Below are 16093 nucleotides of genomic sequence, written 5' to 3' on the forward strand. Positions count from 1 at the left end.
CGTCGAGATAGGAAGGGCTCTAGGCAAGAAAACCAAAGTTTGCGGCAGGCTTTTGGATTACCCGCGCCGAATGTCTGGACGAATGTATCGGCGACCCTTCACGCGGCCCTCTTTTGCCAATGGCATTTCATCGGCTGCATCGAGACAACGAAGACCACCTTGCTCGCTGCGATACCGAAAGCCGCTTTCCGGACAAACCAACGTCCCATCGGCTCCCGGCGGGCCGAGCTTCTGCCCGTGCCGGCTCATCCAACCCGTTCGTCGCGCAGGAGCTCCCACGACGAGCGCATACGCGGGCACGTCACGCGTCACGACGGCACCCGCTCCGACGAATGCGTACGGTCCAATCGTCACGCCACACATGATCGTGGCGTTGGCGCCGATCGTTGCGCCATGACAAACCCGCGTCGTTTCGAAAATCCCACGCCGGTCGATTTCTGCCCGGGGATTCGTGACGTTCGTGAACACCGCGGATGGACCGAGAAAAACTCGATCTTCGATGATGACGCCGTCGTAGAGCGATACGTTGTTTTGAACTCGGACGTCGTCGCCGACGCTGACCGCTCCGGAAATGAAGACGTTTTGCCCCAGCACGCATCGCTGGCCAATACGCGCACCGCTCGACACATGACAAAAATGATGAATTCGCGTCGCGCTGCCGATCGACGCCCCAACGTCCAGGATGGCCGACGGGTGAACGAAAAACGGTGGATCGCCGTGCGCTACGAGAACAGAGGGGAGTCCGGCGGGTTTGTCCAAGCACTACCTCCAGGATCGCTCGTGCCATAGACCGAAGTTGCCGTGAACAAACTGCGGAGGACCAAGCGTTCTGGCCGCAGGGCTCGTCACGTGCGCCATGATCCAGCGAACGCGTGCCTCGTCGATCTTGCGCAAAAGGACGGCCCGATCCTCGAAGCTCGATGCACGCTTCGGATTGCGCGGATCGAGATCGCGGTCGAGCACGGCATCCTCGGGACGACCCAAGGCTGCGACGAACGCAAAGTAGCCGTAATCGACGACGTCCACGAGGATTCGTTCACCGGGATCGAGCGCCGTTTGGGCAAAGCTACCCGTCGCAACTTCGTCCTGACGAACCGCAAAATCCTCGCCACGAAACCATCGCCGCACGATGATCAGGCTGAGCAAGAGCACGCCGATGCCTGCTGCCGCCGACACGAGGCGCGTCATTCGATTCGCTCGAGGCAGAAGGATTGCAGCGAGGTTTCCAACGATGAGCGCACACAGGAGAAGCATGACGAGCAGCGCACGCTCGGGATGATGCGTCGGCGCGCCGTCTTTGATCATCGCCGCCGACAAGACCGCCATCTGAAACAAGGCAACGGCGAGCGGCCGAAGGTAGGGGCGAAGCGCTTCACGCATTTGCGGTCGCAACGATGCCGATTGACCCATGCCGAAGAGAATCGCGAGCGCGCCGAAGATCTCGGGCTCGTGACGAATCATGGCGAGCGGATACGCGAAGAGGCGAGCCATGGGCGCATCGTCCGGCGCTCCGATCGCGCGTCGATACGCGGCAACGCGATCCAAGAAGTCGAACGCATTGCCTCGCGCTACGTGATTCCATGCGATCCAGATGGCCGGCCCGAGGATGGCCAAAACGATTGCAGCTCCAAGGAAAAACCTTTGACGTGGGGAAGGTTTGTCCCAGCGGAGGACGTCGAGGAGCGTCAAGCCGGCAAATGCTGCCGCGATCGGCCAAACGTCGTAACGCGAGAGCGTGGCGCAAAAAAGCGCCGCACCGCCGAGCAGACGCTGCGACGCGGAAAAACCCACGAGCGACGCGAGGGCAAACACGGCAAACGCGGCCGTGAGCAGCTCGGGAACGGTCGCTACGCCAAGACGAACGCTCCACGGAAAAACCGCGGCGAGGACCGCGCCGAAGAGCGCACCTTTGCGATCGTTCGTGAGCCGATACGCGGCAAATCCGACGAGCGCGGCGCTGGCCAAACCGAGCGCAAAAGCGACGAAACGCGCCACGAGAAGCGACCGGCCCGCGACCATCATGGCGGATCCCGTGAGCCAAAACGGGAAGGGAAGCCAACTCGTGCCCGATGCGTCGAATGCGGGCGATCGCGCGAAGGACTGCGCAATCGTGACGCGCGCGAAGTCGTCGTCACTGACCGCGCGAAACCCCACGGCAAGGGCAAGCGCGCACGCAAGCGCCTTGACGAGAACGATGACGCCGAGATCAGCGCGACGCGGAACCAAGTGGGCGCAGGTTACTTGCCTTGGGACGTCTCGTATTCGCCGCCGAGCTCGCGGTCACCGGCCGAAGACAGGTACGCGAGCGAGAGGCTCGTGAGCATGAAGATGGCAGCACAGATGGCCGTCAGGCGCGTCATGAAGTTGCCCGCGCCACGACCGCCGAACACTTGCGCGCTGCCGCCACCCATCGCCGCAAGACCTCCGCCCTTACCCTGCTGCAACAGCACGACGAGGATCAGAAAGAGACAAACGACGACGTGAATGACGTTGAGAATGGGGATCAGCATGGACGCACTTCCTTGGATCGCACGGCGCTTGGCTGTTGGGAACGATGCCGTGGCCGATCCAAAACCGCACAGGGTAACGGGTTCTACCCTTGTTCGGCCGACTCCGCCAGCCGCTCGGCACTGTCGATGATCTTGCCAAAGCCAGCGGCGTCGAGCGACGCGCCACCGACGAGCGCACCGTCGATGTTCGGCTGAGCAAGGAGCCCTTCGGCATTGTCGGCTTTTACGCTTCCACCGTAGAGGATGCGTGTCGTCTGGGCGAATTCCTCGCCGACGCTCGTGAGCAGGCCGCGAATCATCGCGTGCACTTCTTCCGCATCTTCCGGACGAGCCACCTTGCCCGTCCCAATCGCCCAGATCGGTTCGTACGCAATGACGCCAAATCCTGGACGCTTGGCGAGATCATCGAGAAGCGCTCGCACTTGACGCTCGACGACTTCCAGCGTCTTGCCGGCTTCGCGTTCCTCCAGCGTTTCGCCCACGCACGCAATGGGTCGAAGCTCGGAACGGATCGCCGCCGCAACCTTGCGCGCCACGAGCTCGTCGGTTTCGCCGAAATGTTGGCGTCGCTCGCTGTGTCCGAGGATGACCCACGCAGCACCGGAGTCGATCAGCATGGGTGCGCTGATCTCGCCCGTGAAGGCTCCGGCCGGCTCGGGATGCATGTTTTGAGCTCCAAGCATCGCCGCGCTCTTGGCCTCGAACAGCTCGTGCGCCGTCGCGGCGAGCGCCGTGTAGGGAGGACAAACCACGACGTCGACGTGCGTCGCCTTGCGCGCCGCATCGGCCACGGCGACCGCGAGAGCACACGCATCGCGGCCGCCAGCGTTCATCTTCCAATTGCCCGCAATGAGCGGACGACGAAGCGGGTTCACGACGCGTCCTCGGACATGCGCAAAGCCTCGACACCAGGCAGCTTGCGGCCCTCGATGAGCTCGAGCGATGCACCACCACCGGTGGAGATGTGATCGATGCCCTTGGCCACGTCGTCGCCGGCCTTGCGAATCGCAGCAGCGCTGTCTCCGCCGCCGACGACCGTGAAGCCCGAAGCCGTGCTCATGATGCGAGCGACCTCGAACGTGCCGCGTGCAAACGGCGCCGACTCGAAGAGCCCCATCGGCCCGTTCCAAAAGATCGTCTTGGCCCGTTGAATTTGCTCACCGTAGAGCGCAGTGGTCTTCGGACCAATGTCGAGCGCCATCGTGCCGTCCGGAATGGCGGATGCATCCACGTCGGTGCCGACCGGTGCATCGAGCGAATTGGCGACGACGACATCGACGGGCAAGAGCAGCTCGACGTTGCGATCGCGTGCTTTCTGCAAAATCGTTCGCGCAAGCGGCAGCTTGTCGTCCTCGATCTTGCTCGCCGCGGTCTTCTTGCCCTGAGCCGCCAAGAACGTATTCGCCATGGCGCCTCCGATGCAGAGCACATCGACCACATTGAGCAGCGATTCGACGACGTCGATCTTGTCCGAAACCTTCGCGCCACCAAGGATGGCGACGTAAGGTTTTTCCGGACGATCGAGCAAGCGTGCGAGCGAGCGGAGCTCTTTCAGCATGAGCAGCCCCGCAGCTCGCGGGCGCACCATACGCGCGAGCGCATGCACGGACGCGTGCGCCCGATGCGCCGCGCCGAATGCATCGTTGACGTAGACGTCGCAAAGCTCGGCCAACTCTCGCGCGAAAGCTTCGTCGTCTTTCTCTTCCTCCTCGTGGAAACGAAGATTCTCGAGCAGGCAAACTTGTCCCGCGCGCAGATCGTGAATGACCTTTTTCGGAGCATCACCCACGCAATCATCGGGCAGGTGCACTTCGTATCCCGTGAGCTCGGCCAAACGCGTGCCGCAAGGCTCGAGGCTCAGGCCTTCGTGTTTGCCCGGCTTGGGCCTTCCAAGGTGCGAAGCGAGAATGACTTTGGCGCCCGCTTCGACCGCGACCTTGATCGTCGGGATCGATTCACGAATGCGTGCATCGTCCGTGATCGCGCCGGTCTTCTTGTCGAGCGGGACGTTGTAGTCGACGCGGATGAAGACGCGCTTGTTGACCAGATCGTCGGCATTGGCCAGATCCTCGATGGAACGAATTCCAGTGAGTTTCACGGCTCAAACACCCTTCTGCGTCATGAGCAGAGCGACATCGATCATGCGGTTCGAGAATCCCCACTCGTTGTCGTACCAGGAGAAGATCTTGGTGAAGTTGTCTCCGATGGTTTGCGTGAGCGTGGAGTCGAACATGCTGGAGTGCGGATTGCCGATGAAGTCACCCGAGACGAGCGGCGTTTCGACATATTCGAGAATGCCCTTCATCGGGCCTTCCGCAGCGCGCTTCATGGCAGCGTGAATCGATTCCTTCGTGACGGGCTTTTCGGTCTCGAGCGTGAGATCGACGAGCGAAACGTCGACCGTCGGGACGCGAATGGCCTGTCCGTCGAACTTGCCCTTGAGCTCCGGAATGACTTCGGAGAGGGCTTTTGCCGCACCGGTGCTCGTGGGAACCATGTTGACGGCGGCAGCTCGTGCCCTGCGCAGATCGCCTTTGCGATGGGGCAAGTCGAGGATGTGTTGATCGTTGGTGTACGAATGAATGGTGGTCATGAGGCCGCGAACGATGCCGAAGTGATCGAGCATGACGCGAGCGACGGGGGCGAGGCAGTTCGTCGTGCAGGAACCACACGAAACGATGGAGTGTTTGTCTCGGTTGTACGAGGCATCGTTGACGCCGAGGACGAGCGTGAGATCGGGGCCTTTGGCCGGCGCGCTGATGATCACGCGTTTGGCGCCTGCGGTCTGGTGCGCAGCGGCCTTGGCGCGTTCGGTGAAAAGCCCCGTGCATTCGAGGACGATGTCGACTCCGAGGTCTTTCCAAGGGAGCTCAGCGGGATCTTTCTTGGCCATCACGGTGACTTTGCGGTCGCCGATTTGGATGAATCCGTCTCCGTGGCTCACGCGCGCTGCGCGGAATTCGCGGTGGACCGAGTCGTACCGCAAGAGGTGCGCGAGCGTGCCCGCGTCGGTCAGATCGTTGATCGCAACGATCTCGAGATCCTTCTCGCCGCGCTCGACCAAAGCACGCACGATGCAGCGACCGATCCGGCCGAACCCGTTGATAGCGATCTTCGTTGCCATCGAAGAGACTCCTCGGAAAAGTGTTGAATGCGGGGCGTTACGTAGTCAGGTGGGATGGCTTGGTCAAGCCGCTAAACGGGTGAATCGTGGACGAATGCCGAACCATCCTCGACAACCACGATGACGCGTGGGGCTCGCAGGTGAACGCGCAAGAGGCGACCCGTCACGGATGGATCCAAAGGCACGCGGACCCAGCAGTCGTCTTTTCGCTGCAGAAGCCGCGCATCCGCTCCCACCGCCCACACGGCACCCGAACGAAAATCCGCCGCAACTCCGCATAAATCGCGCGTGGTTTGCACGCGTTCGAGCGTTGCAACGGCTGGTCCACCCGTCGGCGAAGGCTCGATCCGTACAGCATGCCCGCCGCTGCCGACCGCATGCGCTGCGCCGAACATGCCCATGGTCACGGCGTACAAGTGGCCCGAACGCGCCCAAGGGACGTCGCGCGCCGATCGCTCGTCGATCTCGACGATGGCTCCATTCAGGCCCACGGCCACGATCGCGCCGCTCGCCAATCGCGTCACATCCGTAAGTCGCGGCGTTTCTTCGACGATGACCGTGGACGCAGGCGCACCTCGTGGCAAAAGCACCGCTGCACCGACGGATCGCGCGACATGCTGGCCCACGAGGATGACGCCTCGATCGTCGGCATAGGCAGCATCGAGCGTGATGTCTCGATCCGGAAGCGCGATGCGTTGTGCCGATCCGCGAGCCGAAAGGGCGACGCAGAAATCCGGCTCGCCAAAGAGGAGCAGCTCGCCCGAAGCAAGGCGCGACAAACCTCGAACGCAGCGCACGTCCACGCCAGAGGGAAGCGGAACACGCGACCAAGCACCTCGCACGAGGCGGTAGAGGCCACGCGTGCCCGCCGCGAGGATCGCTCGACCATCCTCGACGAGGATCGATGCATGAAGCCGCTCGATGCCAATGGGCGGGCCGAGGACCTCCCACGTGACGCGTTCACCGAGCATCAGATCGGACGGCAGCGGCATCGACGTTGCCGACTGGATGCGATAGTAGTTTGGAGAGACAAACGACGGTTCGTTGGTACGAACTTCTCCACCGGCGGTCGGCCTGACGGCGTCCCGCAAGATCGGGTCTACGTCGAGCCACAACTGCTGCACGGTCGGGTGACGCGTGGTCGGGTCACCGCTGAGAGCTCGAGCAAGATGCGCATCGAGCGCTGCGACGAGATCCGGCCTGTCGCGCAATTCGACGGGCAACGTTGCAGCCGTTGCGGCGAGCGCGGGCGCTGGACCGAGCATGACTTGGCGCGCGATCTCGAACGCGGCCGTCTGCGGAAAGGCTCGAGCTCCGCATAAAACTTCGTACAAAATCGCAGCGAATGGAAAGACGTCGGTCGACCAGCCGATGGTGCCTTGCGACAAACCAGATCGTTCGGGCGCAAAGTAACCGAGATGCGTCGGTGGATCCTCGGCCGAGTGTTCGATGAAGCTTGCTACGTCGTTCTCGTTTTCCGCGACCACGAGGATGTGGGCTGGACTGAGACCGCCTCGAATGACGCCAGCTTCATTGGACGCAACGAGGGCGTGGGCGACGTGGCCCATGATGCGCCTCGCGCGGGCAACGGGAATGCCGAACCCACCATGCGCCGCGATGACGCGTTCGAGGGTTTGCCCTGGAGCACGTTCGTACAAGAACTACCTGCGCGTTCGAAAAAAGATTCCGGCAGGAACGTTAACAGCCTGCGGAGCTATCGGCTATGCGGCGCCAGCATGGGCCGCTCGAGCGAAACCAACGCCTGTCAAACGCCCAAGAGGGCAACGAGCTTGTCGCGCGACGTCAGACCCACATGTTGGCCGATTTTCTGACCGCCCTTGAAGACCAACACCGTGGGCACGCTGCGCACGCCGTACTTGGCCGTGACTTGCGGGTTTGCATCGATGTCGAGCTTGCCGACCTTCACCTTGCCAACGAAGTCGTCGGCAATCTTGTCGACAATGGGAGCAAGCGCTTTGCATGGACCGCACCACGTGGCCGTGAAGTCCACGAGTACGGGTGTGTCCGATCCCAGTACCTCGCTGCTGAAATTCTGCTCATTGAACTCAAGGACATTCTTGCCAGCCATGGTGCCTCGCTGTCTGCCAGGTCTCAGCGCGATCGCCGTACCCAGCCATCTTTCTCGTAGGGCGACGAAACGTAACTTCGCGATCGCCATCCGACAAGGTCGGTTTTTCTGCTCGGCCATTCGGGACGGGAAGGCCCGATGCGCAAGCGAGGATACTCAGCGCAGGGCGCCCCGGCGGGTCCAGGCGAATGCCCACGAGGTCGTTACGTGTCGGGGCGAAAGGGACCGACCGAAGCGACGTCCGTGGCGAATGGATGGCCGTCGACGGATTGCGTGAGGAGTGGCTGCTGAATGCGTGGCTGCGCACGTTCTGGCGAAAGGACAAACCAATGCGGACAAACGTGCTAGCGTGCGGGTGGAGGGGTTGAAGTTCGGGGGTAAAGCAATGAAGTACGCGGCTCGGATGATTGCGCTTTGTTCATGGCTGGTGTGCGCAGCGTGCGGTCCGCCGTGGGTCGTCGTCACGGCGACGGATCCAAACCCATTGCCTGCGGAAAGAGAGTTCGTCGTAGACGAGGTGCGCTACGAAAAAGTGTTGGTCGGCGATGCTTCGGAAAGCGGTTGGCTGCGCAAGCAGGACGAGAAGCAGCGGGCCGCATGGGACACGGGAAAGCGACGTTTGTCGCAACGTTACGCCGAGTCGCTTGCTTCGCATTTGCCCGAGGTGAAATTCGCAAAGCCCAATGAAGCGGATGCATTCGTGGTGCGATCGCGCGTGACGTTCATCGAGCCTGGGTTTTACACGGTCACGGCGGCGCGTCCGACGCAGGTGAACATGACCGTCGAAATTGCCAATCGCGCCGGGAGAGCGGTCGACGTCATCGAAATACGCGCGACGGCGCCTGCCACGATGAGCGCTCCGACGATTGCAGAGAGGCTCGCGAGCGCTGCGGAAACATTGGGTGAACGGACGGCGGAATATTTGAGGTCGAGGGTTTTTCCCTAGCGGAAACGCAAGCCAATCAATGCAGCGTATGCCAATCGCCTTCGTGCTCGACTTTGGGCACTTCGGCTTCCAGGGGAATCGCGCTGCCCATGCTTTCACCTCGCCCGCGCACGGGCATTCGTTCGGCTCGCGCCACGGCCATTTCAATCGCGGAAATGCGCTCTGCTTCGGCGTCTCGGGGCGGTTTGTCCGCTCGTGCTTTGCGCCTTTCGAGATATCGGCGCAGAAATACGATGGCGGCGCATAAGACCCAAATCGCAATGCCTGCCAGGAATACCGGCAAAAAAGCATACCGGCGTGCCATGTCCCGGTGCCATGCACCCTCGATCGATGCGAGGCTCGATCCGTACGCCGCTTCGAGCGCTCGATCGAATTCTTCGCCGTCGCGTGTTTTTTCGAGCATCGCCACGAACGAAGCGCGCCGCGGTTTGTCAGAGAGAAACCGCGTCAAGTCGGCAGCTTGAGCAAATGCGAGCGACGATTCGGGCGCATCCGCCGGAAAGCGCGGACCAATCTCGGCAATGCCGTAGACCTGCCGCTGCAATGTGGCCATCACCATCAATTGAGCGCGCGCCGATGTGCCGTCTCCTGCAACATGCGCCGCGTACCCTTCGTGTAGCCATAACGGTGCGAAGCGACCGTCGAGCGCTTCGTCGAGCGCGACGTGTGCAAGCGCGTGCGAAAGCGCCGTGCCAAGGTCGGTTTGTTCGAGCGAACGAGGCGATCCGAGGCTGGCCACGATGAGCTTGTGTTTGGAAAATGCAATGGCCGGTGCGTACGGCGGAATGTCCTCGATCGGGCCGAGCGTACGCATTTCGTCGGGAATGGCGGCGATGCGAATTTCGATGGCGCCGAGAACGTCGCGGCCGAGCTGCGTGCTCATGCGCGCACGCGCTCGCAAAAGGACCGGAATGGCCGCTCGAACGCGTTCGTGCGCCGTCGGGTGGTAAGCGAATGACAGGCCCGAATCGTGATGCTCGAGGTAACCCGGGGGCAGCGCCGGCGAGGTAGCGCGCGTATTCGTGGCGATCGGCGCATCGTAGGGACGCGCATTCGAATACGCGGCTGCATTGAACGGGGTCACCTGCACGGCGCAAAAAGCGGCCGCAGCGACGGTCATCGGTAGGGCGCTCGCGGCTGGATTCATGGCGAAACCTGACCACGCAAGCGCAAGGTATCGACGTCGTCTTTGGTGGCTTGCGTGGCAATGACGATGGCCGCGCCCGTTGCAACCACGGCGCCAAGAGGGCCCCAAAACCACGGAGACTTGTACCACGACGAACGCTTGTCAACCGGCTTCGGCGGCTGCGTTTCGATCTTGCGTGGAGCAATCGGACTGCCGGCTTGCGGCGCGACAGGTGCGGCAGGAGCCACGAAGAACTGATGCAAGATGGTCGTCGCCCCGGGCCACGAATGCCGCACGACGCCGCCTTCGCCGCGCTCGGCCGTGGCTTCGATGAGCACCGACTCGTACTTCGCCGAAGCAACGCGTACGACGCGTGCCATCGGCCGATCACCCGTCATGGAAACGGCGACGACGATCTCTGCGTGGCGCTCGTGACCGATGGCGGCAATGAGCTTGGCACCAAGATCATCCGGGGTCGTGGGGAGCGACTCGCGCACGCGAGCGAGCGATCGAAGCTCGGGCGGCGCATCTTCTGCAGCAGGTTCGCCCGCGAGCACGCGCGCGGTGACTTCGTCGACGTTCGGCTGTAGGCGCGGGTCGCGGTAGACGTCACGCGCGAGCGCCTTGGCTTCTGTCGCGACGTTCGATCCGAGCGCGACGACGAGCGCTCCGCGAGACGCAGGTGGCGGAGCTTCGGCGCGAGCAGGTGCTGGGCCGAGCGATGCAGCGGCGAACGCTGTAGCGGACGCGACCACGAAAGGACGCATGGGCGAAGTGTACGAACGCGCGACGCGATGGTCAAAGCGTTCGCTCGAACGGGGCTTCACAAGGAGCGCTCGTAGACGCGATACTTCTTGTAGACGCGGCCGCCCATGAGACGGATGCCGGCGTTGATCGCGGCGTTGTCTTCGAGGGTCCAACCGAGCTCGCCGTGGGTCATACCGAGTTTTTGGGCGGCGTGGTTCATTGCGACGTACAAATAGGCCGAAAGGCCGGCGAAGCGGCGAACGTTTCGGTATTCTTTACGCACGCCCAGAATGATGAGCCGGCCGCTCTTGGCGCCGCGCATTTTCAAGCGCCACAAGAGCTTTGGAATCGTCACCAGGGACAATTTACCGTCGAAGTCGCCAATCATTTCGTTGATGTTGGGCAAGCCCAAGGCGACCGCGGCAGGTTTGCCCTCGATGGACACGACAAATGTCAATTCTGGAACCAGAATGAGCTTCATGTCGGACGCCATCTTGGCAAGCTCGGATTGGGAAAGCGGGACGAACCCCCAATTGTCGCTCCATGCGTCGTTGAAAATGTCCATGATGACGCGGACTTCGTCGAGCATTCGGCGGGGATCGACGGGACGAACCGTTACTTCGGGCATGGCGACGATGTCGTCGTGGGCTTTTTGCGCACGTAATGGCACGGTACCGACGGCATAGGTCCAAGCGAACAAGTCCTTGACCTTGGACAAACCTGCTTGTTCGATGAGGCCGCCTTGATACGGGCGATGGTGCGGCATCATGATGACCGGCGGATGCTCGAAACCCTCGACGAGGCACCCGGCTTCTTCATTGATGTTGAGCGACAAAGGACCTCGCAGCTTTTTCATGCCGCGGCCAACGGCCCACGAAGCCGCCTTGTCGAGCAGCGCTTTGGCGACCTCGGCGTCGTCGATCGTATCGAAAAACCCAAAAAACCCGGCGTCGTCCTTGTGCCGTTCGAGATGCGCGCGATCGATTTGCGCCGAGATCCTACCGACACATTTGCCATTGCGATACGCCACGAATGCCGTGGCTTCGCCGTGTTCGAAAAATGGGTTTTTCTTGGGGTTCAAGCGATCTTCGACGTCCATGTCCAGGGGACGAATGTATGCGGGATCGCCGGCATAAATGTCGCGCACGATATCGAGGAAGTCTCGAAGGTGCTTTTTGCCGCCTTCACGAAGCTCGACGATGTGGATGGTCATGACTTTTTCTGTGGGGGCCTTCCTAGAGCGCGGAACAAATTGAAGCAAGGTCAATCGGGGGGTATGGGGGGCAGAGCAGTCGGCCCGTGTTTTGGCCGAAGGTCAAACACTTACAGGGCCGCCTGCGAGCCCCCCATCGTGACTGGCCTCGCGAAGCGCGCGTCACACGCGCGCGGAGCGAGCGTGCAACTCGAGGCCCGCTCTCGGCTAGTTTATCTGGATGTTGAAGCCCGATGTGCCGTTGTTACCTTTGCCACCGACACCACCTTCGGGGTTTGTCCCGCCGTTGGCACCGAGGCCCACGGCGCCGGTGCTGCAACTGTTGGAGTTGGCGTCGTACGTGAAGGTGACGCTGCTCGTGCGCGCCAGGCATGCGGTGGGCCCGCCGCCACCGCCGCCGGCTGCTCCACCGGCACCGCCTTTGCCGCCCTTGCCGCCAGCGCCGCCGGGGCCGCTGTCATCATTGTTACCGCCGCCACCGCCGCCGACCCCGCCGGTTTGTCCGAGCGCACCGTTGCCACCGATGCCACCATTACCGCCAGAGCCGAGCTGAATGCTGTTGTGGCTCATGATGAGCTTGCCCGATGCGGCGAATACGCCAAAGCTTCCTCCGCCACCTTGGCCACCCGTTCCACCATTGCCACCTTTGCCGCCGCAACCACCGCTGCCGCCGCCGCCGCCCTTGTCCCAGTCGCCAAAGCAAAGACCCTCACCTTTGCCGCCACCGCCGCCGCCGCCGCCGCCGCCGCCCTTGCCCGTTTGCGCAGCACCACCGTTCGTGCCATTGGCAGGCAAATAGAAATGCCCCATGACTTGACCCAGATTCGCGCCGCCCTGGCCCGCTGCGCCCTGCACCGAATCGGCACCATCCTGGCCTGGTCCGCCAGGCGTGCCCGGCGAGCCAATGGCAGGCGTGCACGCATTCGCGGGCGCCCCGGAGCCTCCTGACGTACCCCCGAACCCAGTCGCTCCGTTTTGCCCCGGCGCAGCATCCGCACCACCATCGCCACCTTTTCCGCCAGGTGCGTCGCATGAGGGCGCAGCGCCACCAATGCCCGAACTGTTGTTCTTCTGCGCCCCTTTGGTGCCGTTGTTGCCGTTCGGAGCACTGCTCTGCGCGTGCGCCATGCCATTGGTGCCGCTGGCGCCATTCGTTCCATTTCCAACGGTCATCGCGTTGTACCGAACGTACAACGTACCAACGCCGCCACCGAGGCGCACGCCGTAGGTGCTTTCACCATTACCCACGGGCGTCGACGCTTCGATCGTAATGCCCTCGATGTGCGTCTCTTGATCGATTTTCGCCGCGTAAAATACCGTGCCCGTCGCTTTCACGGTCGTCGTTACCTTGTTCGTACGGCGGAACTTGAAGTCGGCGTCGTTGTGATCGAATCCACCATAAATGCTGACGCCCGAAGCGACATTGACCGCTTCGTTATAGATTTCTCCCGACAAACATACCCCCGGCACCCCGATCATTTGCGCCTTCTGAATGGCCGCGGATATCGTTTGCATGGGAAATTCCCGCGTCCCAGCATTGGCATCGGTGCCGATGCTCGTCGACACGTACACACATGCTTCGACGACACCATCGGCTCCATCGCAGTTGTCGTCCTTGTATTGATCGTCGATCGGATCGTCGTTGCCGACCTTGGTGCAGGTGTATTCGCAGCCGCATTCACCCGTGAGCCCGTTTCCGTCGATGTCGTAGGTATTGGTCGGACAACCATTCATGCAAGGGTCGACCATCCCGGAGCTCGACGAGCTCGACGCTCCGCCGCCCGCTCCGCCACCCCCACCGGCTCCACCGCCGCCGCCCATGCCGCCCATGCCGCCCATCCCGGACGAACTGGATGCACTGGACGAACTCGACGAGCTGCCGCTCGCACCGCCATCGCCCCCCGAACCTCCAGACCCGCTGGCACCACCGTCTCCGCCGTCGCCCCCCGAGCCGCTCGATCCACTCGAGCCGCCGGTGAGCCCTCCGGTGCCAATCGTATCGCTCGTGGCGCAGCCCATGAAAGCCGTCGCCCCGCCAAAAACCAAACAGAAGATCGAACCAAGGTAAAGTCGCGCGCGCATACGGCGAGTTAATCCGCCCTCGCGCACGTTGGCAAGTCCTTTCATGCGCGCAGTCGCGCGCAAAGCAAATCCGCTCGAGTCACAAATCATAAACGAAAATGACACACTGCGGCTTTCGGCGAACGATGATCGGCAGGGCGCATGTCGTTGACGCACGACGCGGCGCTTGGCACCATCACTGCCCATGAACCATCGCCGATTCGTCTTCCTTGCGCTTTCTACCTTCACGCTTCAAGCCGCAGCGCTCGCCGCGTGCGCGCCCGACAGCAGCATTTCCGGCTCGACCCAAGCAGGCAGTACCGGATCCGGTGCCGGCAGCGTCGGCAATGGAGGAACCGGAGGCGATGGCGGCAACCTTTTTGGCGACGGCGGCCCGGGCACCGGGGGCAGCGACGGCTCCATCGACCCCGATTCCGCATGCGGGCTCGTCAAGGAAAAAGGCGTAGCGATTCCTTTGAGCCTCTACATCGCCTTCGACAAATCGAGCTCGATGACGACGGGCAACAAATGGGACAATGCGAAAGCAGGTCTCGGCGCATTCGTCACGGACCCCGTTTCGACGGGGACTTCGGTGGCGCTCAACTTCTTCCCGCTTCCCGATGAATCCACGTGTGATCAATTCAAATACAAAACGCCCGTCGTACCTTTTGGCGAATTGCCTGGCAATGCTCAATCCATTCAGGATGCCATCGCATTACAAAAGCCCGATGGCTTCAAGACCCCCATCTACCCAGCGCTCGGTGGCGCCATTCTCGAATGTGCCGATACGTTGCAAAACAAACCGGGCACGGCGTGCGCCGTGCTGCTCGTGACCGACGGTGCTCCCGAAGGCCCGGCGCCGCTGTGCGCAGGCGCAAATCCCGAAGATCCCGCGGTCATCGCAGCGCTTGCAGCCAAAGGATTGAAGGATTTCAAGGTTCTCACCTTCGTCATTGGTTTGCCCGGGATCCCCAAAGACATCGCCGACCAAATTGCGGTGGGCGGAGGCACCGACGGCGCCATCATGGTCGGGAACATGAACGTGCAAGTGGAATTCCAAAATGCCCTCGCCAAAGCCCGCGGCAAAGCATTGCCTTGCGAATACGAACTGCCGGACAAGGTCACCGGCGGCGAAATCGACACGAGCCTCGTGAACGTGCTGTTCACTCCATCGTCGGGCGGAAATGCGACGACCATTCCGCAAAATACGGATTGCGCCGGCGGCGTGGGCTGGTCCTACGATAATTTCCAAATGCCGACGAAAATCCAATTGTGCGCCTCGACGTGCACCACGGTGCGATCGGACCTCGGCGCGTCCATCGATATTCTGCTCGGCTGCAAGACCGAAATTGCGAAGTAGGGCCTCAGCGCTTAGCGTTTTTCCGCGCCCACGCAATGCCGCCCATCAGGTCGGCCTTCGTCACGAATGCACTCATGTCCACACCAAGCTCCACGAGCGCTCGGGCGACCCCCGGCTGCATGCCCGTGAGCGCTACTTCGGCACCCAGTAGCCGCACCGCCTGCGCAACTCGCAACAAACCATCCGCGACGTCCGTGTCCACCGCAGGCACTCCCGTGACGTCCAAAATGACAAACTCCGCCGCTCGCTCCGTGACTGCATGCAAAAGCGTCTCCGTGACGAGCGTCGCGCGCTCGGGCGTGAGCGCTCCGACGAGCGGCATCGCGAGCGTGTTTGTCGCAAGAGGAATGATTGGAGCTCCAAGCTGCCTCAAGTTCTCCCGCTGCGCATCGATGATTTGCTGCTGCATCGCCGCCCGCTCGGCCTCTTCACGCTTCTGATCGGTGACGTCCTGCGTGATGCCCGCAAGCCGATACGGCTTACCCGTCGCATCCCGAAACAAGAAGCCATGCGCCTTCAATGAACGGACTTCGCCGTCCGGACGAACCAGACGGTGCTCGATGTAGTACGCCGGCTCTTCTTGCGCGAACGCCTGCTCGACACGCTCCGACAAGCGTGCCCGATCGTCCTCGTGCACCATCGCCATGTAGGCATCGAGCGTTCCGGAAAACGATTCCCTCGTGACCCCATACGTGGCCAAGACCGCGTCACTCCACGTGATTTTGTCCCGCGCGATGTCCCATTCCCACACGCCGATTCCCGCACTGTCGAGCAGCTCGAGCACCCAATGCGGATGCTCGTCGCGTTCCCTTGCCTCGGCAGCAATCCGCGCTTCCAGCTCGGCAATCCGCTTTTGGGCCTGCTCCAGCGCAGCTCGAATATCGGCTTGGTCTTGCTCTTGGTCCATCATCGCGTGG

General features: G+C 62.2%; 15 protein-coding genes. 2 read left to right on the forward strand and 13 right to left on the reverse strand.

Going from position 1 to position 16093, the window contains the following annotated elements:
• Positions 1-57 precede the first annotated feature (57 nt).
• The 8 genes from IPM54_33930 to trxA all read right to left on the reverse strand — a co-directional run bounded on the left by IPM54_33930 (position 58) and on the right by trxA (position 7723).
• Positions 58-759, reverse strand: a complete 702-nt coding sequence (locus tag IPM54_33930) for an N-acetyltransferase (GenBank protein MBK9264772.1) — start codon at positions 757-759, stop codon at positions 58-60.
• A gap of 3 nt (positions 760-762) precedes the next feature.
• Positions 763-2226, reverse strand: coding sequence for a glycosyltransferase family 39 protein (locus tag IPM54_33935; protein ID MBK9264773.1), 1464 nt, complete (start codon positions 2224-2226; stop codon positions 763-765).
• Positions 2227-2237: 11 nt separating this feature from the next.
• A complete protein-coding gene (gene secG / locus IPM54_33940; protein MBK9264774.1) occupies positions 2238-2507 on the reverse strand; it encodes a preprotein translocase subunit SecG in 270 nt (89 codons plus the stop codon).
• 86 nt (positions 2508-2593) lie between these two features.
• Entirely contained in the window at positions 2594-3343 is a 750-nt protein-coding gene (locus IPM54_33945) for a triose-phosphate isomerase (GenBank protein MBK9264775.1), read from the reverse strand.
• Positions 3344-3381: 38 nt separating this feature from the next.
• Positions 3382-4608 carry a phosphoglycerate kinase gene (locus tag IPM54_33950; GenBank protein ID MBK9264776.1) on the reverse strand — a complete coding sequence of 409 codons (1227 nt, stop codon included), beginning with the start codon at positions 4606-4608 and terminating at the stop codon, positions 3382-3384.
• A gap of 3 nt (positions 4609-4611) precedes the next feature.
• The gene (gene gap, locus IPM54_33955; protein ID MBK9264777.1) at positions 4612-5634 is read right to left on the reverse strand and encodes a type I glyceraldehyde-3-phosphate dehydrogenase; all 1023 of its coding nucleotides are present in this window, start codon (positions 5632-5634) and stop codon (positions 4612-4614) included.
• Between the two features lie 71 nt (positions 5635-5705).
• Positions 5706-7292, reverse strand: coding sequence for a hypothetical protein (locus IPM54_33960; protein ID MBK9264778.1), 1587 nt, complete (start codon positions 7290-7292; stop codon positions 5706-5708).
• Positions 7293-7399: 107 nt separating this feature from the next.
• A complete protein-coding gene (trxA, locus tag IPM54_33965; GenBank protein MBK9264779.1) occupies positions 7400-7723 on the reverse strand; it encodes a thioredoxin in 324 nt (107 codons plus the stop codon).
• Positions 7724-8018: 295 nt separating this feature from the next.
• Between trxA and IPM54_33970 the strand changes: the two genes are divergently transcribed.
• Positions 8019-8669, forward strand: coding sequence for a hypothetical protein (locus tag IPM54_33970; GenBank protein ID MBK9264780.1), 651 nt, complete (start codon positions 8019-8021; stop codon positions 8667-8669).
• Positions 8670-8685: 16 nt separating this feature from the next.
• Here the strand turns inward: IPM54_33970 and IPM54_33975 are convergent, their stop codons facing one another.
• The 4 genes from IPM54_33975 to IPM54_33990 form a co-directional block, all read right to left on the reverse strand.
• Positions 8686-9816 (reverse strand): hypothetical protein, encoded by a 1131-nt coding sequence (locus tag IPM54_33975; protein ID MBK9264781.1) that lies wholly within the window; start codon positions 9814-9816, stop codon positions 8686-8688.
• Positions 9813-10562 (reverse strand): hypothetical protein, encoded by a 750-nt coding sequence (locus IPM54_33980; GenBank protein ID MBK9264782.1) that lies wholly within the window; start codon positions 10560-10562, stop codon positions 9813-9815. The genes IPM54_33975 and IPM54_33980 overlap by 4 nt, the downstream gene beginning before the upstream one ends.
• 56 nt (positions 10563-10618) lie before the next feature.
• Positions 10619-11755 carry a hypothetical protein gene (locus IPM54_33985; GenBank protein MBK9264783.1) on the reverse strand — a complete coding sequence of 379 codons (1137 nt, stop codon included), beginning with the start codon at positions 11753-11755 and terminating at the stop codon, positions 10619-10621.
• A 207-nt stretch (positions 11756-11962) separates the two neighbouring features.
• Positions 11963-13837 (reverse strand): PE-PGRS family protein, encoded by a 1875-nt coding sequence (locus tag IPM54_33990; protein MBK9264784.1) that lies wholly within the window; start codon positions 13835-13837, stop codon positions 11963-11965.
• A 184-nt stretch (positions 13838-14021) separates the two neighbouring features.
• On the opposite strand from IPM54_33990, the gene IPM54_33995 reads away from it, so the two are divergent.
• Positions 14022-15176, forward strand: a complete 1155-nt coding sequence (locus IPM54_33995; GenBank protein MBK9264785.1) for a VWA domain-containing protein — start codon at positions 14022-14024, stop codon at positions 15174-15176.
• A gap of 4 nt (positions 15177-15180) precedes the next feature.
• On the opposite strand, the gene IPM54_34000 is transcribed toward IPM54_33995, so the two are convergent.
• Entirely contained in the window at positions 15181-16086 is a 906-nt protein-coding gene (locus IPM54_34000; protein MBK9264786.1) for a PAS domain-containing protein, read from the reverse strand.
• Positions 16087-16093: the final 7 nt, after the last annotated feature.

Source organism: Polyangiaceae bacterium (genome assembly GCA_016715885.1).
In the GTDB taxonomy this organism is placed as follows: Bacteria; Myxococcota_A; Polyangia; order Polyangiales; family Polyangiaceae; genus Polyangium.